Raw genomic sequence first — 22,441 nt, 5'->3', positions numbered from 1 at the left:
TCACTAAATTTGTGACTTCTCGCGTCCGGTGCATAAGGGCGCGGAGGTATTACGTATTTGGTCAGGCTCCTGGCAAGGTAATGGTTTTGCTTGGGCTTTTTCTGCGTGCTTTATATATTGCCTGCAATGCACGTGGGTTGTGTTCCTTACCTTTCCCGTACACGCGATCTTCATAATAGCTGTCATCAGCCGTGTGGTAGATGATCGCATTCGGCACCCCGTTGTCATCGAAGCTTACCTCGAGCTTGATGAGTGCTTCAGTGTGCCAGTGCTTGGATCGGTTAGCGTGTGGAGGGGTTGATATGACAATTTGTTGAATTCGTATTTGCTCATCGCGTTGGCAGCATTCCAGATAATCTAGAAGTGCCCGCGGGGTTGCCAGGAGTATTACGCCGAAGGTTAGCTTGGGGTCCCCTTTCTGCTTAGTGTGAACCTGGAAGAATGTTTCGCTGGTATCAACTCTAGGCCAGCTCTTGTGGCTGGGGTCGACCTTGCCTACAAGAGTGATGACCTCTTCCTGGGGATCTGAAACAAACACGGCGTGAAACCTCGATTAAAACGGATACGGAGTGGGGTAATACTGAGTAATTGAGAGTGCGACAAATTTTCTCATATATGCTGTATGCAGCATAGCGTTTGAGTCCGCATCAGGGCTTTATCGTTCCTTTTGTGGGTAACCAGATGGAACGCAAGTTGGCTTTTGGCTCCGCGCTCAAGGAAGTGCGGGTACGAAAGGAGATCGCACAAGAGCAGCTGGGGGCAAGCCAATCCTTCGTTTCCACAGTTGAGCGTGGCATTCGCAGCCCAACGATTGAGAAAATGGAGGAATTTGCGGAGCGACTAGGGGTGAATCCTGCGACTTTGATTGTGCTGATGCAGGTCGGTCAGGAAGGAGATGTGGACGCGCTTCTGGCTAAAATCCGGGATGAAATCAAAGCGCTTAAGCGGGTGGGTGTCTAGCCATCTTTCAGACTGCGGCAGTGTCCAACGCGAACAACCGTTGCCTTATACGAAAAAGCCACCTTGGCCCTTGCGGCTCAGGTGGCTTTTTTCATTTCATGCGCTTATTTGGTGCGAGGATTCGGAAAATCTGAAATTCGTTCGGTTCTCGCTGAAAAATAAGGCCTCGGACCATCAGTCCCAGCTCAGAGCTCCACCCGTCTGGTACTCGATAACCCGCGTCTCGAAGAAGTTCTTCTCCTTCTTCAAGTCCATGATCTCGCTCATCCATGGGAACGGGTTGGTAGTCCCCGGATACTCTTCCTTCAGACCAATCTGGGTCAGGCGACGGTTGGCGATGAACTTGAGGTAGTCCTCCATCATCGCTGCGTTCATGCCCAGTACGCCGCGTGGCATGGTGTCACGTGCGTATTCGATCTCCAGCTGGGTCCCTTGCAGGATCATCTGGGTCGCTTCTTCCTTCATCGCGGCGTCCCACAGGTGTGGGTTCTCGATCTTGATCTGGTTGATCACGTCGATACCGAAGTTCAGGTGCATCGACTCGTCACGCAGGATGTACTGGAACTGCTCGGCCACGCCGGTCATCTTGTTGCGGCGGCCCATGGACAGGATCTGGGTGAAGCCGCAGTAGAAGAAGATGCCTTCCAGTACGCAGTAGTAGGCGATCAGATTGCGCAGCAGCTCTTTGTCGGTCTCGACGGTGCCGGTGTTGAATTCCGGGTCGGAGATGGCGCGGGTGTACTTCAGGCCCCAGGCGGCTTTCTTCGCGACCGACGGGATCTCGTGGTACATGTTGAAGATCTCGCCTTCATCCATGCCCAGCGACTCGATGCAGTACTGGTAGGCGTGGGTGTGGATCGCCTCTTCGAAGGCCTGGCGCAGGATGTACTGGCGGCACTCCGGGTTGGTGATCAGGCGGTACACGGCCAGTGCCAGGTTGTTGGCAACCAGCGAGTCGGCGGTGGAGAAGAAGCCGAGGTTGCGCATCACGATGCGACGCTCGTCTTCGGTCAGGCCATCTTGGCTCTTCCACAGGGCGATGTCGGCGGTCATGTTGACCTCTTGCGGCATCCAGTGGTTGGCGCAGCCGTCGAGGTACTTCTGCCAGGCCCAGTCGTACTTGAACGGTACCAGTTGGTTGAGGTCGGCGCGGCAGTTGATCATGCGCTTTTCGTCGACCGCGACGCGAGCCGAGGAGCCTTCCAGCTCGGCCAGGCCTTCGGCGATGTCCAGGGCGTCCAAGGCAGCCTTGGCGCGTTTTACCGCGTCGGAGTCGGAAGCGGTGGCAGCGCGAGCTTCCAGGGCGGCGGCACCGCCGGCACTGTCGAGCTTGTCGAGGGTGGCTGCGGCGTTGGCCTGTGCAGGGGTGGCGCCTTTGGCGGCGACTTCGCCGTCTTCCTTATCGAATTCGTCCCAGCTCAGCATGGTCATTTGGCTCCTGCTTGAGGGTTGCTTGGCAACCGGTTGGATATTGAGGTGATGCCGGTACTACGCAAGGCCATCAGGCGTTACGGCGGGCAGTGAGAGCGGGCTCTCGTCACATTTGAAGTTGTTTCGGTCAGCGCTTGTCCTGTCCTCGAACGAGGGGCCAAGGCGCCTGAAAACTGTACGGCAACGATAAAACGTGCGGTCTGGGCAAGCGGTGCTTGCATCTCGCAGTCGATCATTAGCTCAACCCTTTTTGGGGGGGCGAAGTATACCGGAGTTCAGGATGAATCGGGGCGGCGCAGGGGCCAGGCGAAGGTAATTTTTCGACCTGCAGTGCGTGCGTCCGTTCACCTGATGCCTGTAGTTTTTCCTGGGGTGAGAGTCTAGCTCTAAATGAGAGCTGATCCTATATCTTGTGTAGGTTTTTTTTATTGGCACAGCATATGGTGTTTTGATCCGGGTCAGAGCTTGCTGCCCATGTTGCCTGTACAGGCCCTATCGCCGGCAAGCCGGCTCCCACAGGTATAAGGCAAAGCGTGAGAACGGCACAGTACTTGTGGGAGCCGGCTTGCCGGCGATGGGGGCACCGAGTTCCAGTTTCCGCCACCCAAAAAAAATGCCGCCTCAACCACCCGAAGGCAGTTGAGGCAGCATGTTCACCTCAGCGGTGCGAAGGCCTTATTGGCAGGCTTCGCAATCCGGCTCGTCGATGGCGCAAGCCTTCGGTACCGGAGCCGGGCCAGCGGCCTGGGCCGGGGCGCTGTCGCCACCGCTGGACACGGCGTTGAGCTTGCCGGTGTTGATGGTCGACTTCTCGGTGCTGGTCGCGGCCAGGGCACGGAGGTAGTAGGTGGTCTTCAGACCACGGTACCAGGCCATGCGGTAGGTCACGTCCAGCTTCTTGCCCGAAGCGCCGGCGATGTACAGGTTCAGCGACTGGGCCTGGTCGATCCACTTCTGGCGACGGCTTGCTGCATCGACGATCCACTTGGTCTCGACTTCGAACGCGGTGGCGTACAGGTCCTTCAGCTCTTGCGGGATACGCTCGATCTGCTGCACCGAACCGTCGTAGTACTTCAGGTCGTTGATCATGACCGAGTCCCACAGGCCGCGGGCCTTCAGGTCGCGGACCAGGTACGGGTTGATCACGGTGAACTCGCCCGACAGGTTCGATTTCACGTACAGGTTCTGGTAGGTCGGCTCGATGGACTGCGAAACGCCGGTAATGTTGGCGATGGTCGCGGTCGGCGCGATGGCCATGATGTTCGAGTTACGAATGCCTTTCTGTACGCGGGCACGGACCGGCGCCCAGTCCAGGGTCTCTTCCAGGTTGACGTCGATGTACTTCTGGCCACGGGCCTCGATCAGGATCTGTTGCGAATCCAGCGGCAGGATGCCTTTGGACCACAGCGAACCCTGGAAGGTCTCGTAGGCGCCACGCTCGTCGGCCAGGTCGCAGGACGCCTGGATCGCGTAGTAGCTGACGGCTTCCATCGACTTGTCGGCGAACGCCACGGCGGCATCGGAGCCGTATGGGATGTGCTGCAGGTACAGCGCGTCCTGGAAGCCCATGATGCCCAGGCCGACCGGGCGGTGCTTGAAGTTCGAGTTGCGCGCTTGCGGCACCGAGTAGTAGTTGATGTCGATCACGTTGTCGAGCATGCGCACGGCGGTGTTCACGGTGCGTTGCAGCTTGGCGGTGTCCAGCTTGCCGTCGACGATGTGGTTCGGCAGGTTGATCGAGCCCAGGTTGCAGACGGCGATCTCGTCCTTGTTGGTGTTCAAGGTGATCTCGGTGCACAGGTTCGAGCTGTGGACCACGCCCACGTGCTGCTGCGGCGAACGCAGGTTGCACGGGTCCTTGAAGGTCAGCCATGGGTGGCCGGTCTCGAACAGCATCGACAGCATCTTGCGCCACAGGTCTTTGGCCTGGATGGTCTTGAACACCTTGATCTTGTTGTACTCGGTCAGGGCTTCGTAGTACTCGTAGCGCTCTTCGAAGGCCTTGCCGGTCAGGTCGTGCAGGTCTGGCACTTCCGACGGCGAGAACAGGGTCCACTTGCCGTCATCGAAGACGCGCTTCATGAACAGGTCAGGGATCCAGTTGGCGGTGTTCATGTCGTGGGTACGACGGCGGTCATCACCGGTGTTCTTGCGCAGCTCGATGAACTCTTCGATGTCCAGGTGCCAGGTTTCCAGGTAGGCACAGACAGCGCCCTTGCGCTTGCCACCCTGGTTGACCGCCACGGCGGTGTCGTTGACCACTTTCAGGAACGGCACGACGCCCTGGGACTTGCCATTGGTGCCCTTGATGTAGGAGCCCAGTGCACGCACAGGGGTCCAGTCGTTGCCCAGGCCACCGGCGAATTTCGACAGCATGGCGTTGTCGTGGATCGCGTGGTAGATGCCCGACAGGTCGTCCGGCACGGTGGTCAGGTAGCAGCTCGACAGCTGCGGGCGCAGGGTACCGGCGTTGAACAGCGTCGGGGTCGAGGCCATGTAGTCGAAGGACGACAACAGGTTGTAGAACTCGATCGCGCGGGCTTCCTTGTCTTTCTCTTCCAGCGCCAGGCCCATGGCCACACGCATGAAGAACACCTGCGGCAGCTCGAAGCGCACGCCATCCTTGTGGATGAAGTAGCGGTCGTACAGGGTCTGCAGGCCCAGGTAGGTGAATTGCTGGTCGCGCTCGTGGTCGATCGCCTTGCCCAGTTTTGCCAGGTCGAAGTCGGCCAGGGCAGGGTTCAGCAGTTCGAACTCGATACCTTTGGCGACGTAGGCCGGCAGGGCTTTGGCGTACAGGTCGGCCATCTCGTGGTGGGTGGCGCTGTCGGCTACATTCAGGAAGCCCAGGCCTTCGGCGCGCAGGGTGTCCATCAGCAGGCGGGCGGTGACGAACGAGTAGTTCGGCTCACGCTCGACCAGGGTACGGGCGGTCATCACCAGGGCGGTGTTGACGTCCTTGATGGCCACGCCGTCGTACAGGTTCTTCAGGGTTTCGCGCTGGATCAGGTCGCCATCGACTTCGGCCAGGCCTTCGCAGGCTTCGCTGATGATGGTGTTCAGGCGCGCCATGTCCAGCGGCGCCAGGCTGCCGTCGGCCAGGGTGATGCGGATGCTTGGGTGCGGCTCGACCACGGCGTCGGTGTTGGCGCGGGTGGCACGCTCTTTGGCACGCTGGTCGCGGTAGATCACGTAGTCGCGGGCGACTTTCTGCTCGCCGGCACGCATCAGGGCCAGTTCGACCTGGTCCTGGATTTCTTCGATGTGGATGGTGCCACCCGATGGCATGCGACGCTTGAACGTGGCGGTGACCTGCTCGGTCAGGCGCGCGACGGTGTCGTGGATGCGCGACGAGGCAGCGGCGGTGCCGCCTTCAACTGCGAGGAACGCCTTGGTGATGGCCACGGTGATCTTGTCGTCGGTGTAAGGGACGACAGTGCCGTTGCGCTTGATCACGCGCAGTTGGCCCGGAGCGGTGGCAGCCAGATCCTGGTTGGAATCGGCGGCCTGCGGCGCCACGGCCTGCGGGTTCTCGCGAGTTGTGTCGGTTTGCATGGGTGGGTGTCTCCACAGTTTCTATATTGTTCAGGCGCCTTCTGGGCGCCCACCGTTCCGTCCACTTGCTCGATGACCCGGGCGGGGACGCGGCATGCGCGCGCATCCGACCGCTCGGGCGTACCGACTTCGGGACAGACTCAGGAAATGGGGGCAATAAGCTTGCCGCTCCCTGGCCGAAGTCAAAGGCTATGAGCACTGCTGGCAAGCAGGCCCGAAAGCTGTTGTTCTCCAATCTTCCGCTGGAGCGGTTTGGCTGGTGAAACCACTGTTAGTTCAGTAGGAAAAAGCGCTTGAATTTCCGTGCTGAGTTGTGTTTGAGATTTTGGCTCAAACCCAATATCTAGTGGTTTGCTGCATTGGGGATACAAGATAATGCGGTCTTGGGGTCTTTGCAAGGCGGGCGCCTGTGGATAACGTGTGCGTACTTTGTGGGTGAAGAGTGGGTATTCGCTGTAGGCCTTGTTCCAAGAGGTTTGCACTATTTTTCTGCGCCACGCTGCCCCAGGGCAGAATTTTTCGCGGGCGAACCCTAGCACAAGAAACGGTTCAGTTCAGGGGTATTCTGGCCGAGGTTGGCAGTGCTGGGTGCGGGACGTAGTATCCGGGGCGGATGTTGCCTTTTGGTTAAACGGCAACCGTTGCGGCCTCATCGCCGGCAAGCCGACTTCCACAGGCTCGGAGCACCGCCGGACATGTGGGAGCCGGCTCGCCGGCGATGAGGCCGGCACAGGCAAATCAAGAATAACAATGACAGGCAAAGCCATGGACCAACCCGCTCCCCGCATCCTGATCGTCGAAGACGACCAGCGCCTCGCCGAGCTCACCGCCGAGTACCTGCAGGCCAACGGTTTTGAGGTATCGGTGGAAGGCGATGGCGCCCGCGCCGCGCGCCGCATCGTCGACAGCCAGCCGGACCTGGTGATCCTCGACCTGATGCTGCCCGGCGAAGACGGCCTGAGCATCTGTCGCAGGGTGCGCAGCCAATACCCCGGCCCCATCCTCATGCTCACCGCTCGCAGCGACGAGCTCGACCAGGTACAGGGCCTGGACCTGGGCGCCGACGACTATGTCTGCAAGCCCGTGCGCCCACGGCTGTTGCTGGCGCGTATCCAGGCGCTGCTCAGGCGCAGCGAACCACCTCACGGCAAGCCCCAAGACCTCGCTTTCGGCACATTGCGCATCGACCAGCGCCTGCGTGAGGCCTGGCTTGGCGAGCAACCGATCGAGCTGACCGGCGCCGAGTTCGACTTGCTCTGGCTGTTGGCCAGCAACGCCGGGCGGGTCCTGACCCGCGAACAAATCTTCACGGCGCTGCGCGGTGTCGGCTATGACGGTCAGGACCGCTCCATCGATGTGCGGATTTCCAAGATCCGCCCCAAGATCGGCGACGATCCGGTCCATCCTCGGCTGATCAAGACCCTGCGCAGCAAGGGCTACCTGTTCGTCGGCGATGCACCATGAACAACTCGATCTTCCTGCGGGTCTACGGCGGCATGCTGGCCGTGCTGGTGCTGGTGGCCCTGCTCGGCGTGCTCAGCCTGCACCTGGTCAATGAAGTGCGTGCCGCCCAGTACCGCGAGCGCCTGGCCCAGGGTACCTTCAGCCTGATGGCCGACAACCTGGCGCAGCAGAACGAGACCGAGCGCAAACGCTCGCTGCTGATCTGGGAGCGCTTGCTGGGCGTACCGCTGGACCTGCAGCCGATGTCGGCACGCACGCTCGACGGTGGCCAGCGTGCACGCCTGTACCGCAGCCTGGTGGTGGTGGAAAAGTCCGGGCCACATGCCGCGCGGGTGCTGCGCAAGATTGGCCAGGAGGACCTGTTGCTGGTGGCCGAGATCAAGCAGGTCAGCGAACAGCTGGCCCGCGCCACCCTATATCTGCTGGCCGATGAGCTGGTGCGTTACCCGGTGACCGAGCAGCAGCAGCGCCTGGAGGCGCTCAAGCAGAGCAAGGGCTTCGGCTTCGGCGTTGCCTTGCAGCGCCTGGAGCGGGTTGGCGTGGACGATGACCAGCGGCGGCGGGTGGAGGAGGGCGACACGGTCATGGCGCTGGGCAAGGATGGCGACTCGATCCGCGTGTTCGCCGGCTTGCCGGGCTCGCCCTGGGTGCTGGAGATCGGCCCCCTCTACCAGCTCAACCCTTATCCGCCGAAGTTGCTGGTGCTGATTACCTTCCTTGGCTTGTGCCTGATCGGCTGTGTGGTCTATTGGCTGGTGCGCCAACTGGAGCGACGCGTGTCGGGCCTGGAAATGGCCGCCACGCGCATTGCCCAGGGCAGCCTGGAGACGCGCGTGCCTGCAGGTGGCGCCGACTCGGTGGGGCGCCTGGCGGCGGCCTTCAATGGCATGGCCGAACACCTGCAGCGTTCGCTGAACATGCAGCGCGAACTGGTGCGTGCGGTGTCCCATGAACTGCGCACGCCCGTGGCGCGCCTGCGCTTCGGCCTCGAAATGATCGAGAGCGCCCCGACTGAGCAGGCCCGCGCCAAGCACCTGGCGGGCATGGACGACGACATCCAGGACCTCGACAAACTGGTCGACGAGATGCTGACCTACGCGCGTCTGGAGCAGGGTGCGCCGGCGCTGAAGTTCCAGCGGGTCGACCTGGATGCCTTGCTCGACCGGGTGATCGAGGAGCTGGCGCCCCTGAACGCCCAAGTGAGCTTGGTGCGCGGCCCGTGCCAGGTACAAGGCGCTGAAGGTGCCTGGGTAGAGGCGGAGCCACGTTACCTGCATCGGGCTCTGCAGAACCTGGTCGGCAATGCTCTGCGCCATGCCGGTTCCGAGGTTCGCTTGAGCTATCAGGTGGGTCAGCAGCGCTGCCGGATCGATGTGGAAGATGACGGGCCGGGCATTCCCGAAGGCTTCTGGGACCGCATCTTTACTCCCTTCACCCGCCTCGACGACAGCCGCACCCGCGCCTCGGGCGGGCATGGGCTGGGGCTGTCGATCGTGCGGCGGATCATCTACTGGCACGCGGGTCGGGCCACCGTGGGGCGCAGTGACGCCTTGGGCGGAGCCTGCTTCAGCCTGAGCTGGCCACGCGAGCAGACGCCGCGCTGAGGGTCAGACGCTGACCAGGCTGAGCAGGTGGCCATCCTGAATGCAGAACTGCCCTTCCAGTTCGACGCCGTGACGCCATTGGGCTGAAAGATCGGTCAGCAGGCGCAGGCGCGCCAGGCCGTCGTCAGACCATTCCAGGATTTCAGCGTGCTCGAAGTAGAAGCGCTGGCGGGTCAGCGGGTAGAGGGTCTTGAACAGGCTTTCCTTGAGCGAGAAGGTCAGGGTGACTGCGAGGCCCAGTCGGCTGCGGTCCAAGCGTTCGAGCTCGGCCGGGATGAGAATTTCGCCCATCAAGCGTTCAGCCCGGTCGTCGTCGAGCAGCGTTTCCTGATCCAGGCCGATGCCACGGCAGGCGCCATCGGCAGCGACCACGGCAGCGGCCCAGCCTTTGCCGTGGGTGATCGAGCCATGGATGCCAGTCGGCCAGATCGGCGAGCGGTCTTCATGGCTGCCGGGTACATGGTCGCGGCCATCCAGGTGTTGCAGTGCGGCGCGGGCGCAGACGCGGCCGGCCAGGTACTCGGCCTGGCGCTTGGCTACCGAGCGTTGCAGGCTGGCGCTGGGTGTGATGCCGGCGCGCTCGAAGTCATCGCTGGCCAGAAGGGCTGGGTCGAAGGCGCAACTGACCAGTGACGCGCCGGGGAGCGGGCGGGGCAGGGGCCAGTGATGCTGGAGCGGGGCGCAGCAGGAAGGCAATCTGTTCATGTCGGGTATTGTGCCAGCCGTTGCGGCGGTGTGGGAGAGGGGCTGCTGTGCAGCCCAATCGCCGGCAAGCCGGCTCCCACAGGTATCCCACCGCCCTTGAAAGCGGTGCAGTCCCTGTGGGAGCCGGCTTGCCGGCGATTGGGCCACTACTTGAGGTCCTTCTTGAATACCTTCTTGAAGAACGCCTGCATATCTGCCCACGAGCTCTCGTCGGCTGCCTTGTCATAGCCGATATCCGGCCCGCCATGTTCGCCATGGCTCAAGCGGTCGGCATCCGGATTGGTGAAGCCGTGCTTGGCCCCCGGAATGCTGACGAACTGGTAGTCGACCTTGGCCGCGTCCATTTCCGCCTTGAACGCGGCAACCTGCTCATCGTTGACCATGCTGTCGGCCGCGCCGTGCTCGACCAGTATGCTGGCGCGGACCACCCCAGGCTTGGCCGGCGTCTGGGTGGCCAGCGCGCCATGGAAACTCACCACGCCGTCCAGCTTCTTACCGCGCCGTGCCGCGTCTAGCACCACCTTGCCACCAAAGCAGTAGCCGACAGCGCCCAGTTGGTGCTTGTTGACGTTCGGCTGTCTTTTCAGCAGTTCCAGGCCCGCATCGAAACGCGCGGCGGCCTCGGCCGGGTCCTTCATCGCTTCGGCCATGAAGGCCTGGGCATCCTGTGGATGCTCGGTGTGCTTGCCATCACCGTACATGTCGATGGCCAGCGCTTTGTAGCCCAGCGCTGCCAGATCGCGTGCGCGACGTTTGGCGTAGTCGTTTAGGCCCCACCATTCATGCACCACGACGATCCCCGGGCGCTTGTCGTCCAGCGCATCGTCATAGGCGTAGTAGCCGACAAAGCGCTTGCCGTCCTCGTCCTGGTAAGGGATCTCACGGGTCACTACTGCCGCTTGGGCAAGAGCGGCGCTGCACATCAGGGTCAAAGCCAGCAGGGCACGCATGTTGACTACTCCTTGTTTGGCAAACGGTTCGTTCAGCCGCGGTTCAGCCAGGGTTCAGCCGCGGTTCAGGGCACCCTGCTTACTCTAGCCCCCAGACCGAAACAGCGCATTCCAACTGGAGCAAGAACCCATGAAAACCTTCAACACCCTGCTCGCCGCCCTGGCCGTTTGCGCGGCTGGCATGACCACTGCCCAGGCCGATGAAAACTTTGGCAGCCTGACCTACGGCCAGACCAGCGACAAGGTTCGCAAGTCCGGCCTGCTGCAAAGCAACACCGACCACCTGAACGCCGACGGCATCATCGGCAAGGACGACACCTGGGGTGTGCGCCTGGGCCGGATCAACGACCAGGGCCGCTACTACGTGACCTACGACAATGTCTCCGGCGACCACAGCGGGCTCAAGCTGCGCCAGGAAAACCTGCTCGGCAGCTATGACCTGTTCCTGCCGGTGGGGGATACCACCAAGCTGTTCGGCGGTGGCAGCCTGGGCATGACCAAGCTGACCCAGGATTCGCCAGGTGCGAGCCGCGACAGTGATTACGGTTACGCGGTGGGCCTGCAAGCCGGTGTGATCCAGGAACTCACCGACAAGGCCTCGGTGGAGTTGGGCTACCGTTACCTGCAAAGCAATGCGTCGACCGAAGTGGCGCCCAGCGGAGGGCCGAAGGCGGGCACCTTGCGCCTGACCAGCAGTGCCCAGACTTACCTGTCGGCGAACTACAAGTTCTGATGGGTGAGTCGCGTTATCCTCCACTGGCCTCATCCCCGTCTGTGGGAGCCGGCTTGCCGGCGATGAGGCCAGTCCAGGCAATAGATGAAAGGAGCTCTGCATGAAACTTCTGGTGGTCGAGGATGAAGCCCTGTTGCGGCACCACCTCCACACCCGCCTGAGCGAAAGCGGCCATGTGGTCGAAGCCGTGGCCAATGCCGAGGAAGCCCTGTACCAGGCCGAACAATTCCATTTCGACCTGGCCATCGTCGACCTCGGCCTGCCGGGCATGAGCGGCCTGGAACTGATCGGCCGACTGCGCAGCCAGGCCAAGGTCTTTCCCATTCTCATCCTCACCGCCCGTGGCAACTGGCAGGACAAGGTCGAAGGCCTGGCCGCCGGCGCCGACGACTATTTGGTCAAACCTTTCCAGTTCGAAGAGCTCGAAGCCCGGCTCAATGCTTTGCTGCGCCGCTCCAGCGGTTTCACTCAGTCGACCATCGCCGCCGGCCCACTGGTGTTAGACCTCAACCGCAAGCAGGCGACCCTGGATGAGCAGCCCTTGGCGTTGACCGCCTACGAGTACCGCATTCTCGAATACCTCATGCGCCATCACCAGCAGGTGGTGGCCAAGGAGCGGCTGATGGAGCAGCTCTACCCCGGCGACGAAGAGCGCGACCCCAATGTGATAGAGGTGCTGGTCGGGCGCCTGCGCCGCAAGCTTGAAGGTGATAACGGCTTCAAGCCCATCGACACTGTGCGCGGCCTGGGCTACCTGTTTACCGAGCGCTGCCGATGATCCGCTCGCTGCGGGTGCGCCTGATGCTCGCGGCGGCGGTGTTGGCGCTACTGTTCATGCTGGCGCTGCTGCCGGCCCTGCAGAAGGCCTTCAGCCTGGCCTTGCAGGAATCAATCGAGCAACGCCTGGCCTCCGACGTCACCACGCTGATATCGGCGGCGCGCATCGAACATGGCCAGTTGCAGATGCCGGCACTGCTGCCGGACGAACGCTTCAATCTGCCGTACACCGGGTTGCTCGGCTACATCTTCGACCGCGAAGGCAAACTGGTCTGGCGTTCGCGTGCCACCGCCGACCAGAACATCAACTATCAGCCGCGCTACGATGGGCGCGGCAACGAATTTGCCCGTATCCACCAAAGCGACGGCGAAGAATTCTTCGTCTATGACGTCGAGATCAAGCTGCTTGGCGGCCAGAGTGCGGCGTACAGCATCGTCGCTCTGCAACCGGTGCGTGAGTACAAGCAGACCCTCGATGGCCTGCGCGAGAAGCTCTACCTGGGCTTTGGCGCGGCCTTGCTGGCCTTGCTGACGCTGCTGTGGGCCGGCCTGACCTGGGGCCTGCGTTCGCTGCGCCGGCTCAGCCGCGAATTGGACGAAGTGGAGTCGGGTGCGCGCGATGGCCTGAGCGCAGAACACCCCCGCGAGCTGCTGCGCCTGACCGGCTCGCTGAACCGCTTGCTGCGCAGCGAACGCGAACAGCGCCAGCGCTACCGCGATTCGCTGGGCGACCTGGCACACAGCCTGAAAACCCCACTGGCGGTATTGCAGGGGGTAGGCGAAAGCCTGCAGCAGCGCCCTGGGGAGCGTGAACCTGCGCGGGTGCTGCAAAGCCAGATCGAACGCATGAGCCAGCAGATCGACTACCAGCTGCAGCGTGCCAGCCTGCGCAAGAGCGGCCTGGTGCGCCATAGCGTGCCACTGCGGCCGGTGCTGGAAAGCCTGTGCAGCACCCTGGCCAAGGTTTACCGCGACAAGCGTGTCGAAGTCATGCTTGAGGTGCCGGAGCAGGCGCAGGTGCCGATGGAGCAGGGCGCCTTGCTGGAGCTGCTCGGCAACCTGCTGGAGAACGCCTACCGGCTGAGCCTGGGCCAGGTGCGGGTGAGCCTGCAGGAAGCACCGGGGCAGCTGACGATCGGCGTCGAGGATGATGGCCCCGGCGTGCCGGCAGACCAGCGAGAGCGGATTCTGGAGCGCGGTGAGCGGCTGGACCGGCAGCACCCGGGGCAGGGGATCGGCCTGGCGGTGGTCAAGGACATCGTCGATAGCTATGACGCCAAGCTCAGCCTGGGGGATTCTTCGCTGGGCGGCGCCGCCTTCTGCATTACCTTTCATCTTGACTGAAAGGTAGGCAGTACCGGCCTCATCGCCGGCAAGCCGGCTCCCACCGCGTACCTGTGGGAGCCGGCTTGCCGGCGATGAGGCCAATGAAACCTTGGTGGGCGGATTCCCGCCACCACCCCCTGTTCAAATTCCGCCACCGGGCGGAAATCCGCCATCTTCTACCCGCCAATACGCCCCCTCGTTGGGCATTTTCCTCTAGCAAATACGGCCTTTGCACCCTTGGTGGGCATTTTGGCATCGCCCTTGCTATCTCCGTTGACAGAGGCCTGCCCAGGCAGCTCGAACACAACGACAAATCCCTCCGGGTGCAGGAGGGTTAGCGATTCAGGTGCCCAATCACCCTGGGAAGGGTGAAGCCGGCACACTTGAGGAAAATGAGCCATGACGACACGTCAGCCGCTGTACAAATCCCTGTATGTCCAGGTGATCGTCGCGATCACCATCGGTATCCTGCTCGGCCACTTCTACCCGGAAACCGGCGTAGCCCTGAAGCCCTTGGGTGATGGCTTCGTCAAACTGATCAAGATGGTCATCGCTCCGATCATCTTCTGTACCGTGGTCAGCGGCATCGCTGGCATGCAGAGCATGAAGTCGGTCGGCAAGACCGGCGGCTACGCGCTGTTGTACTTCGAAATCGTTTCCACCATCGCCCTGATCATCGGCCTGGTCGTGGTCAACGTGGTCAAGCCGGGCGCCGGCATGCACGTCGATGTCAGCACCCTCAACGCCAGCAGCGTGGCCGCCTACGCCGCCGCCGGCGCACAGCAGACCACTGTCGGCTTCCTGCTCAACATCATCCCCAACACCATCGTCGGCGCCTTCGCCAACGGCGATATCCTGCAGGTGCTGATGTTCTCGGTACTGTTCGGTTTCGCCCTGCACCGCCTGGGCAGCTACGGCAAGCCGGTGCTGGACCTGATCGACCGCTTCGCCCATGTGATGTTCAACATCATCAACATGATCATGAAGCTCGCGCCGATCGGTGCTTTCGGCGCCATGGCCTTCACCATCGGCCAGTACGGTGTGGGTTCGCTGGTGCAACTGGGCTACCTGATGGCCTGCTTCTACATCACCTGCCTGCTGTTCGTCCTGGTGGTGCTGGGTGGCATCTGCCGCGCTCACGGCTTCAGCGTGATCAAGCTGATCCGCTACATCCGTGAAGAGCTGCTGATCGTGCTGGGCACCTCGTCCTCGGAGTCGGCCCTGCCACGCATGCTGGCCAAGATGGAGCGCCTGGGTGCGAAGAAATCGGTGGTTGGCCTGGTCATCCCGACCGGCTACTCGTTCAACCTGGACGGCACCTCGATCTACCTGACCATGGCCGCGGTGTTCATCGCCCAGGCCACCGACACCACCATGGACATCACTCACCAGATCACCCTGCTGCTGGTGCTGCTGGTAGCCTCCAAAGGTGCTGCCGGCGTGACCGGTTCGGGCTTCATCGTCCTCGCTGCCACCCTCTCCGCCGTCGGCCACCTGCCGGTTGCCGGCCTGGCGCTGATCCTGGGTATCGACCGCTTCATGTCCGAGGCCCGCGCCCTGACCAACCTGATCGGCAACGCCGTTGCCACCGTGGTGGTGGCCAAGTGGGTCAAGGAGATGGACAACGACAAGCTCGCTTCGGAGCTGGCTTCCGGTGGTGCACCGCTGGTAGACACCCGTCCGACCGACGACCTGGGCGTGGCTGAAGGCCCGGCTCGCTGAGTGTGATGCAGTCATGAGAAAGGCGACCTTCGGGTCGCCTTTTTTGTGCCTGCTGCGGCCCTATCGCCGGCAAGCCGGCTCCCACAGGTACACCGCTGTATCAAGGCCTGCGGCGTACCTGTGGGAGCCGGCTTGCCGGCGATAGGGCCGGATCATTCAACCCGAGTCTCCCCGCTATACACCAATATCGCCCGACACCGCCGGCACAGATACCGCCGCCCCTGATGCACCAGCTTGTGCCGCTGCGCCGTAAACGGAAAATCACTCTCCGGGCACGGGCACCGGTAGATGTAACGGGTCATCACGCGCCGCTGCACCTCATAGTTGTGACACCGATTGGGCGGCAGCTCATACACCCCCCGCATGATCAGCTGCCACTCCTCGCCATGGGCCTGGATGCGGTCGCCAAACAATTGATGGGCCACCAGGTGCGCAACCTCGTGGGCCACGGTCTGGCGCAGGAAGTCTTCCTGGTTTTCGCGGTACAGCTGCAGGTTGAAGCGCAGCAGGTTCTCGTGCAGGTGGGCGACGCCGGCTTTCTGGCCGCGTAGCTTGAAGCTCACCTGCGGGCGCGGGAAGGGGCGTTTGAAAAAGGCTTCGGCTTGCTGGTAACAGGTTTCGACGCGTTGTTTGAGCAGCTCTGGCATGGCGGGGCAATTCTCCTGACCGGCCATTATGCCGCAACCTCGGCGAGGCTGCCGAGGCCACTGGTCAGCAGGCAGCCAAAGGCCGCCTTGCGGCGGCCCCTGGCTTTGATGCCCCAGTGTTGGTTGGATCTAGTTGGTATACACAGGCCCCACGCCCAAGCCCCAGATGATCACGGTAGCAGCCATGATCGCCACCAGTACCACAAGGCCCACCGCCAGCACCGAGCTGGAGAACAGGAAGCCTTCATCCGATGGAATGTTCATGAAAGTCGGCAGACCGACATACAGCAGGTACACGGTGTAGCAGATGGCCGCAGTGCCCACCAGCATGCCCAGCCACAGGTGCGGGTAGAGCGCCGCCAGGCCGCCAAGGAACAGCGGGGTGGCGGTGTAGGTGGCAAACGCGATGCACTGCGCCAGGGACGGGTTGGCGTCGTAGGTGCGGGCCATCCAGTGAATGAACGCGCCCATCACCGCGACACCGGCGAGCATCGCCAGGTAGGACATGATGCTCATCCATAGCGCGCTTTCCAGGGTCAGCATGACCGCCGGTCGGCCACCGATCACCCAGCCCACCTGGGTCGTGCCGATGAAGGCCGAAATGGCGGGGATCGCCGCCAGGATCAGCGTGTGTGTCAGGTACATGTGGCTGATGCTTTCTTCTTCCCCGCGAATCTCCCGCCATTCCTGGTCAGGATGAGTAAAAAGCCCCACAACGTGATGAATCATGCCTGTCACTCCTCTCGATGTTGCCAATCGCCCCCCAGATGGAGCGCAAGCGGCCCGAGGCCATGGCACCGAAGCAAAGCGGTAATGTGGCCTTATGTCGCAGTATAGGAAGCCGTTCCCAGCATAAAACCAGCTTTTTAGAGCAAATTGCGCTGTAAGGGACGCTGCTGATTACAATGAAGTCTTTATCGGTTAGCCCTACAGCCGCCGTCGGTTTGTGCGTAAAATAGCCGCCTTTTGTCACACCTCGCGGATTCAAGCGCTATGGGCACCCTCTCGGTCAACCAGAACAAACTGCAAAAACGCCTGCGTCGTCTCGCTGGCGAAGCCATCACCGACTACAACATGATCGAGGATGGCGACAAGGTCATGGTCTGCCTGTCCGGCGGCAAGGACAGCTACACCATGCTCGACGTTCTGTTGCACCTGCAGAAGGTGGCGCCGATCTCGTTCGAGATCGTCGCGGTGAACATGGACCAGAAGCAGCCAGGTTTCCCCGAGCATGTGCTGCCGGCCTACCTCAAGGAACTGGGCGTCGAGTACCACATCGTCGAGAAGGACACCTACTCGGTGGTCAAGGAGCTGGTTCCGGAGGGCAAGACCACCTGCTCGCTGTGCTCGCGCCTGCGCCGTGGCACCCTGTACACCTTCGCCGATGAAATCGGCGCGACCAAGATGGCCCTGGGGCACCACCGTGACGACATCGTCGAAACCTTCTTCCTGAACATGTTCTTCAACGGCGCGCTCAAGGGCATGCCGCCCAAGCTGCGTGCCGACGACGGCCGCAACGTGGTGATCCGCCCGTTGGCCTACTGCAGCGAGAAGGACATCCAAGCCTACTCGGACATGAAGGAATTCCCGATCATCCCGTGCAACCTGTGCGGTTCGCAGGAGAACCTGCAGCGCCAGGTGGTCAAGGACATGCTGGTGGAGTGGGAGCGCAAGCACCCGGGCCGTACCGAAAGCATCTTCCGCGCCCTGCAGAACGTGGCCCCGTCGCAGCTGGCCGACCGCAACCTGTTCGACTTCACCAGCCTGAAGATCGACGAGAATGCCACCCCACGCTTCCTCGACGTGCTGAACATCTGAGCCCATGCGCGATTACCAGTGGTTGCATGAGTACTGCCTGAACCGCTTCGGCTCGGCCCAGGCCCTGGAAGCCTTCCTGCCGCAGCCGCGCACCCCGGCGCAGCTGCGCGACATCAGCGACGACCGCTATCTGTCGACCCTGGCCCTGCGCGTGTTCCGCGCAGGCCTCAAGCACAGCCTGGTGGACGCCAAGTGGCCGGCATTCGAGCAGGTGTTCTTCGGCTTCGACCCGGAGAAGGTGGTGCTGATGGGGGCCGAGCACCTGGAGCGGTTGATGCACGATGAGCGCATCATTCGCCACCTGGGCAAGCTCAAGAGCGTGCCGCGCAATGCACAGATGATGCTCGACGTGGCGAAGGAGAAGGGCAGTTTTGGCGCGTTCATCGCCGATTGGCCGGTGGCCGATATCGTCGGGTTGTGGAAGTACCTGGCCAAACATGGCAATCAGATGGGCGGGCTGTCGGCGCCGCGCTTCCTGCGCATGGTGGGCAAGGATACCTTCATCCCTACCGATGACATGGCGGCTGCGTTGATCGCGCAGAAGATCATCGACAAGCCGCCGACCAGCCAGCGGGATCTGGCCTTGGTGCAGCAGGCGTTCAACCAGTGGCACGAAGAGAGCGGGCGACCGCTGTGCCAGTTGTCGGTGATGCTGGCGCATACCGTCAATCATTGAGAATGCCGGGGCCGATGTGCGGCCCAATCGCCGGCAAGCCGGCTCCCACAGTGAGAGCACCGCTGGACCTGTGGGGGCTGGCTTGTCGTGGCGACGAACCGCAGCGATTGGGCTGCGCAGCAGCCCCTGATTTCAGCTCCCTTCGCCCGCCACGCGCCGCTCATGCTGGAACTTCCAACGCACATAAAGCAGCCCACTGACAAACAACCCGAGGCTGACCAGCACCTCAACCCAGCCAAACACGGCCCGCGTCGGGTCGAAAGCCGCCAGTACGCCCTTGATGAAGTAGATATTCACCACAAAGCAGGTCCAGGCATGCGCCCGTGCACTGCCCATCAGCATGCCCGGCAGCAGCAACAGCAACGGCACCAGCTCGATGGCCAGGATAACCCCGACCCGCGCCCCGTGCAGGTTGGCGAACCACACATTGTTCACCACCAACAACACGATCAGGCCAAAGAAGCAGGCCAGGCTCAGCGCCCGTGTCAGGCGCACACGCGGCTCAAGCCACGCCAGTGGCGGCAACACCTTGGGTTTTCTCGCCACGTCAGGCCTCCAGGGCCTTGGCCGTGGTCGCCAGGCGTTGGCCAAGGGCGCGGCACAGGGCGATTTCATGCGGGTCGAGCTCACGCTTGCCGTCGGCACCGGCATGATGGCTGGCGCCGTAAGGGGTGCCGCCGCCGCGGGTTTCGAGCAGGGCCGACTCGCTGTACGGCAGGCCCATCACCAGCATGCCGTGGTGCATCAGAGGCAGCATCATCGACAACAAGGTGGTTTCCTGACCGCCGTGCAGGCTGGCAGTGGAGGTGAACACCGCAGCGGGCTTGCCCACCAGTTCGCCGCCCAGCCACAGGCTGCTGGTGCCATCGAGGAAGTACTTGAGCGGCGCGGCCATGTTGCCGAAGCGGGTCGGGCTGCCCAGCACCAGGCCGGCGCAGTGGCGCAGGTCGTCGAGGGTGGCGTAAAGCGCCCCGCTTGCCGGTATGTCCGGGGCAACGGCTTCGCACTCGGTGGAAATCGCCGGCACCGTGCGCAGACGTGCTTCCATGCCGGCCAGCTCGATCCCGCGGGCGATATGCCGGGCCATCTCGCTGGTCGAGCCGTGGCGGCTGTAATACAGCACCAGGATGTACGGCGCGCTCACGGCAGGATCTCCAGCACCTTCTCCGGTGGACGGCCAATCACCGCCTTGTCACCGGCCACCAGGATCGGTCGTTCGATCAGCTTGGGGTGCTTGGCCATGGCTTCGATCAGTTGCGCGTCGCTGAGCGCCGGGTTGGCCAGTTCGAGGGCCTTGTATTCGTCTTCGCCGGTACGCAGCAGCTGGCGCGGGGCGATGCCCAGCTTGCCGAGCAGTGCCTTGAGCGTGGCGGCATCGGGTGGAGTTTCCAGGTAACGCACGATGGTCGGTGTCAGGCCCCGCTGTTCGAGCAGTTCCAGCGCGCCGCGGGATTTCGAGCAGCGCGGGTTATGATAGAGCGTCAGGTCAGTCATGTCGGGTCGCATCCAGCTGGGTGTGGCGGCTATTCTAACCGCAGCGACTGACCCATTTGCTCGAAAACTTGAGAAGGATTGACCCATGGCAAGGCGTTTGGCAGCAGTACTGGCCATCACCGCGAGCCTGTTGCTCGGTGGTTGCGGTGCCGACTACGGCGTGGACCAACACGGTAAGACGGTAAAGGCCGAGCAGCTCGACGGGCACTGGTTGGTGCTCAACTACTGGGCCGAGTGGTGTGGCCCGTGCCGTACCGAGATTCCAGAATTGAACACTGCGGCCAAGCAATGGGAGGCCGAGGGGATCAAGGTCGTCGGAGTGAACTTCGACGGCCTGCAGGGGCAGGAGTTGAAGCAGGCGGCCGAAACGCTGGGTATCGGCTTCACCGTGCTGGCGCAGGACCCGGCCGAGCGCTACGACCTGCCGCGTAGCGAGGCGCTGCCGGTGACCTACATCATCGATGACAAGGGTAAGGTGCGTGAGCAGTTGCTGGGCGAGCAGACCCTGGAAGGGCTGAACGCCAAGATCAAGGCGCTGAAAGGGGCTTGATTCAGGGCTGTACCGGCCTCATCGCCGGCAAGCCGGCTCCCACAGGCACTCCACTGTTCTCCAGGTCAGTGGTTTACCTGTGGGAGCCGGCTTGCCGGCGATAGGGCCGGTACAGCCAATAGAGAATCAGCCTTCCTCAGGCCAGAACCGCAGGGGCTTGCCCTCGGCCGGCCAGAAGCGCATCTGCTCGACCGGCGACACGTCCCAACGCTCTACTGTCTCCAGTGCCTGCAAGAAGCGCTTTTCCTGCTCCATCAACGCCGGCGCGCACAGTTTGCGGGTCTTGCCGACCTTGCCGAAGCTCAGGTGTTCGCCGTCCAGCGTATACGGCGCAAACCAATGGTTGCAGCCGGCATTGCCATAGGCGCGGCCATCGCTGGCCAAGGTCAGGGTCAGGTGGCTGTAGTCGATCAGCGGACGTTCACCGATCCACTCCAGCACATAGCTGCGTTCCTGTTGCAGCTTCGAAGGTTCGGCGGCGCAACCCAGCAGGGCGCTGGCAACCAGCACGCCGGACAACACATTCTTCACGCGGCGCTCTCCTGGCATTGCGGGCACAGGTGCTTGTCGCCACGGCTGGCCCAGCCCAGCTCGGTGATGCGCGCAGTGGCGGCAGGCTGGCGGGCTTTCTTGCCCAGCTTGGCATCCACGGCAAACTCGAAGTCCAGCACTGCGTCGCAGCTGTCGCACTCGACCTGCCAGGTGAGGATCTCCAGTTCGTTGAACACCGGGCCGCTGGCCACCGCTACCCACTGGCCGCGCGGGTTGATCAGGTGGCGCACGCTTTCAACGGTCAGGCGCATGGCCAGGTCCTTGCTGCCCTTGAGTGTCACCAGCAGGGTGTCGCCTTTGTGCATCGAGCCGCCGTTGCCGGTCACCTGGTAGCGGCCCGGCACCAGCGCACGGCACTCGATCAGGGTATGTTGCGGGTTGAAAAGGGTGTAGCGGAAATCGTGCTCGACCATGGGTCCTCCAGAAATGCCGCGTATCCTAGCATTAACCTGAGACCTGATTCTGCGGTTTGCCCGCCGCCCAGCGGATGATGTTGTCCAGGGTGGTGGCAGCGATCGCATCCAGCGCTTCGCGGGTCAGGAACGCCTGGTGCGCGGTGATGATCACGTTGGGGAAGGTCAGCAAGCGCGCCAGCACATCGTCCTGCAGCGGCAGGTCGGAGCGGTCCTCGAAGAACAGCTGCGCTTCCTCTTCATAGACGTCCAGGCCCAGGTAGCCAAGCTGTCCGCTTTTCAGTGCATCGATCAGCGCCGGGGTGTCGACCAGCGCGCCGCGGCCCGTATTGATCAGCATGGCGCCAGGCTGCAGCTCGGCCAGGCTCTGGGCATTGATCAGGTGCTTGGTGTGCTCGGTCAGCGGGCAATGCAGGCTGATGATGCACGCCTCGCGCAGCAGTTCGGGCAGGTCCAGGTAGCGGGCGCCCAGCGCCAGCAGTTCCGGGTTGGGGTAGGGGTCGTAGGCCAGCAGTTGGCAGCCGAAACCGGCCATGATGCGAGCAAAGGCGACGCCGATCTGGCCCGTACCGACCACGCCCACGATCTTGCCATGCAGGTCGAAACCGGTCAGGCCATGCAGGGTGAAGTCGCCCTCGCGGGTGCGGTTGTAGGCGCGGTGCAGCCGGCGGTTCAGGGCCAGGATCAGCGCCACGGCATGTTCGGCCACGGCATGCGGCGAATAGGCCGGCACCCTTACTACCGCCAGGCCCAGGCGTTGCGCGGCGGCCAGGTCGACGTGGTTGTAGCCGGCCGAGCGCAGGGCGATCAGGCGCGTACCACCGGCGGCCAGGCGCTGCAGGACCTGAGCGTCGAGTTCGTCATTGATGAAAGCGCACACCACATCGAAGCCCTGGGCCAGGGCGGCGGTGTCGAGGGTCAGGCGGGCGGGCTGGAAGTGCAGCTCCAGGGCCAGGTCGCGGGCGGCCTGGGTAAAGCTTTCCTGATCGTAGTGCTGGCTGCTGAACAACAGGGCGCGCATGGTCGGGCTTCCTATTCCGGGTTGTGGGGATTGTAGTCACCCG

General features: G+C 62.6%; 23 protein-coding genes. 10 read left to right on the top strand and 13 right to left on the bottom strand.

Annotated features, from left to right (window positions below; translation table 11 throughout):
* Window positions 1–61: 61 nt before the first annotated feature.
* A complete protein-coding gene (locus KU43P_RS20875) occupies window positions 62–538 on the bottom strand; it encodes a hypothetical protein (RefSeq protein ID WP_317659318.1) in 477 nt (158 codons plus the stop codon).
* Window positions 539–681: 143 nt separating this feature from the next.
* Here KU43P_RS20875 and KU43P_RS20870 point away from each other — a divergent pair, with 143 nt between their 5' ends.
* Complete coding sequence (locus KU43P_RS20870) at window positions 682–960, top strand: helix-turn-helix transcriptional regulator (RefSeq protein ID WP_317659317.1); 279 nt, start codon at window positions 682–684, stop codon at window positions 958–960.
* A 174-nt stretch (window positions 961–1,134) separates the two neighbouring features.
* Here the strand turns inward: KU43P_RS20870 and KU43P_RS20865 are convergent, their stop codons facing one another.
* Together KU43P_RS20865 and KU43P_RS20860 are read right to left on the bottom strand one after the other, a co-directional pair.
* A complete protein-coding gene (locus KU43P_RS20865; protein WP_317663881.1) occupies window positions 1,135–2,385 on the bottom strand; it encodes a ribonucleotide-diphosphate reductase subunit beta in 1,251 nt (416 codons plus the stop codon).
* 681 nt (window positions 2,386–3,066) lie between these two features.
* Window positions 3,067–5,946: a ribonucleoside-diphosphate reductase subunit alpha gene (locus tag KU43P_RS20860; protein ID WP_317659316.1), complete on the bottom strand. Its 2,880-nt coding sequence runs from the start codon at window positions 5,944–5,946 to the stop codon at window positions 3,067–3,069.
* Window positions 5,947–6,711: 765 nt separating this feature from the next.
* On the opposite strand from KU43P_RS20860, the gene KU43P_RS20855 reads away from it, so the two are divergent.
* Window positions 6,712–7,410 carry a response regulator transcription factor gene (locus tag KU43P_RS20855; RefSeq protein WP_317659315.1) on the top strand — a complete coding sequence of 233 codons (699 nt, stop codon included), beginning with the start codon at window positions 6,712–6,714 and terminating at the stop codon, window positions 7,408–7,410.
* Entirely contained in the window at window positions 7,407–9,014 is a 1,608-nt protein-coding gene (locus KU43P_RS20850; RefSeq protein ID WP_317659314.1) for an ATP-binding protein, read from the top strand. Before KU43P_RS20855 ends, KU43P_RS20850 begins: the two co-directional genes overlap by 4 nt.
* 3 nt (window positions 9,015–9,017) lie before the next feature.
* Here KU43P_RS20850 and KU43P_RS20845 read toward each other — a convergent pair whose 3' ends face one another.
* On the bottom strand, window positions 9,018–9,719 hold the full coding sequence (locus tag KU43P_RS20845) for a 4'-phosphopantetheinyl transferase (protein WP_317659313.1): 702 nt from the start codon (window positions 9,717–9,719) through the stop codon (window positions 9,018–9,020).
* A 146-nt stretch (window positions 9,720–9,865) separates the two neighbouring features.
* Window positions 9,866–10,669 carry a dienelactone hydrolase family protein gene (locus KU43P_RS20840; protein WP_317659312.1) on the bottom strand — a complete coding sequence of 268 codons (804 nt, stop codon included), beginning with the start codon at window positions 10,667–10,669 and terminating at the stop codon, window positions 9,866–9,868.
* A 130-nt stretch (window positions 10,670–10,799) separates the two neighbouring features.
* Here KU43P_RS20840 and KU43P_RS20835 point away from each other — a divergent pair, with 130 nt between their 5' ends.
* The 4 genes from KU43P_RS20835 (at window position 10,800) to KU43P_RS20820 (ending at window position 15,227) form a co-directional block, all read left to right on the top strand.
* Window positions 10,800–11,402 (top strand): outer membrane beta-barrel protein, encoded by a 603-nt coding sequence (locus KU43P_RS20835; RefSeq protein ID WP_317659311.1) that lies wholly within the window; start codon window positions 10,800–10,802, stop codon window positions 11,400–11,402.
* A 100-nt stretch (window positions 11,403–11,502) separates the two neighbouring features.
* The gene (locus tag KU43P_RS20830; RefSeq protein ID WP_317659310.1) at window positions 11,503–12,180 is read left to right on the top strand and encodes a response regulator transcription factor; all 678 of its coding nucleotides are present in this window, start codon (window positions 11,503–11,505) and stop codon (window positions 12,178–12,180) included.
* The gene (locus tag KU43P_RS20825) at window positions 12,177–13,523 is read left to right on the top strand and encodes an ATP-binding protein (protein ID WP_317659309.1); all 1,347 of its coding nucleotides are present in this window, start codon (window positions 12,177–12,179) and stop codon (window positions 13,521–13,523) included. The genes KU43P_RS20830 and KU43P_RS20825 overlap by 4 nt, the downstream gene beginning before the upstream one ends.
* Window positions 13,524–13,904: 381 nt before the next feature.
* Complete coding sequence (locus KU43P_RS20820) at window positions 13,905–15,227, top strand: dicarboxylate/amino acid:cation symporter (protein ID WP_317659308.1); 1,323 nt, start codon at window positions 13,905–13,907, stop codon at window positions 15,225–15,227.
* Between the two features lie 152 nt (window positions 15,228–15,379).
* Here the strand turns inward: KU43P_RS20820 and KU43P_RS20815 are convergent, their stop codons facing one another.
* Together KU43P_RS20815 and KU43P_RS20810 are read right to left on the bottom strand one after the other, a co-directional pair.
* Window positions 15,380–15,874 (bottom strand): SprT family zinc-dependent metalloprotease, encoded by a 495-nt coding sequence (locus tag KU43P_RS20815; protein WP_317659307.1) that lies wholly within the window; start codon window positions 15,872–15,874, stop codon window positions 15,380–15,382.
* 129 nt (window positions 15,875–16,003) lie between these two features.
* On the bottom strand, window positions 16,004–16,603 hold the full coding sequence (locus tag KU43P_RS20810; protein ID WP_317659306.1) for a Yip1 family protein: 600 nt from the start codon (window positions 16,601–16,603) through the stop codon (window positions 16,004–16,006).
* 264 nt (window positions 16,604–16,867) lie between these two features.
* On the opposite strand from KU43P_RS20810, the gene ttcA reads away from it, so the two are divergent.
* Together ttcA and KU43P_RS20800 are read left to right on the top strand one after the other, a co-directional pair.
* Window positions 16,868–17,692, top strand: coding sequence for a tRNA 2-thiocytidine(32) synthetase TtcA (gene ttcA / locus KU43P_RS20805; RefSeq protein ID WP_317659305.1), 825 nt, complete (start codon window positions 16,868–16,870; stop codon window positions 17,690–17,692).
* A gap of 4 nt (window positions 17,693–17,696) precedes the next feature.
* On the top strand, window positions 17,697–18,368 hold the full coding sequence (locus tag KU43P_RS20800; RefSeq protein ID WP_317659304.1) for a DNA-3-methyladenine glycosylase I: 672 nt from the start codon (window positions 17,697–17,699) through the stop codon (window positions 18,366–18,368).
* 132 nt (window positions 18,369–18,500) lie between these two features.
* Here the strand turns inward: KU43P_RS20800 and KU43P_RS20795 are convergent, their stop codons facing one another.
* The 3 genes from KU43P_RS20795 to arsC are packed head-to-tail and all read right to left on the bottom strand — an operon-like array spanning window position 18,501 to window position 19,862.
* On the bottom strand, window positions 18,501–18,914 hold the full coding sequence (locus KU43P_RS20795; RefSeq protein WP_317659303.1) for a DUF2069 domain-containing protein: 414 nt from the start codon (window positions 18,912–18,914) through the stop codon (window positions 18,501–18,503).
* Window position 18,915: 1 nt separating this feature from the next.
* On the bottom strand, window positions 18,916–19,512 hold the full coding sequence (gene wrbA / locus KU43P_RS20790) for an NAD(P)H:quinone oxidoreductase (RefSeq protein WP_317659302.1): 597 nt from the start codon (window positions 19,510–19,512) through the stop codon (window positions 18,916–18,918).
* Entirely contained in the window at window positions 19,509–19,862 is a 354-nt protein-coding gene (arsC, locus tag KU43P_RS20785; RefSeq protein WP_317659301.1) for an arsenate reductase (glutaredoxin), read from the bottom strand. The genes wrbA and arsC overlap by 4 nt, the downstream gene beginning before the upstream one ends.
* Window positions 19,863–19,947: 85 nt before the next feature.
* Here arsC and KU43P_RS20780 point away from each other — a divergent pair, with 85 nt between their 5' ends.
* Entirely contained in the window at window positions 19,948–20,412 is a 465-nt protein-coding gene (locus KU43P_RS20780; protein WP_317659300.1) for a TlpA disulfide reductase family protein, read from the top strand.
* Window positions 20,413–20,538: 126 nt separating this feature from the next.
* On the opposite strand, the gene KU43P_RS20775 is transcribed toward KU43P_RS20780, so the two are convergent.
* Genes KU43P_RS20775 through KU43P_RS20765 form a run of 3 tightly spaced genes read right to left on the bottom strand, consistent with a single transcriptional unit; the run spans window position 20,539 to window position 22,398 of the window.
* A complete protein-coding gene (locus KU43P_RS20775) occupies window positions 20,539–20,943 on the bottom strand; it encodes an META domain-containing protein (RefSeq protein ID WP_317659299.1) in 405 nt (134 codons plus the stop codon).
* Window positions 20,940–21,377 carry a hypothetical protein gene (locus KU43P_RS20770; RefSeq protein WP_317659298.1) on the bottom strand — a complete coding sequence of 146 codons (438 nt, stop codon included), beginning with the start codon at window positions 21,375–21,377 and terminating at the stop codon, window positions 20,940–20,942. Before KU43P_RS20770 ends, KU43P_RS20775 begins: the two co-directional genes overlap by 4 nt.
* Before the next feature lie 31 nt (window positions 21,378–21,408).
* Window positions 21,409–22,398 (bottom strand): 2-hydroxyacid dehydrogenase, encoded by a 990-nt coding sequence (locus KU43P_RS20765; protein ID WP_317659297.1) that lies wholly within the window; start codon window positions 22,396–22,398, stop codon window positions 21,409–21,411.
* Between the last annotated feature and the right edge of the window lie 43 nt (window positions 22,399–22,441).

It is taken from the genome of Pseudomonas sp. KU43P, assembly GCF_033095865.1.
GTDB lineage: Bacteria > Pseudomonadota > Gammaproteobacteria > Pseudomonadales > Pseudomonadaceae > Aquipseudomonas.
The sequence above is the reverse complement of the archived record's forward strand: the minus strand, read 5'-3'. Positions and strand labels throughout refer to the sequence as shown.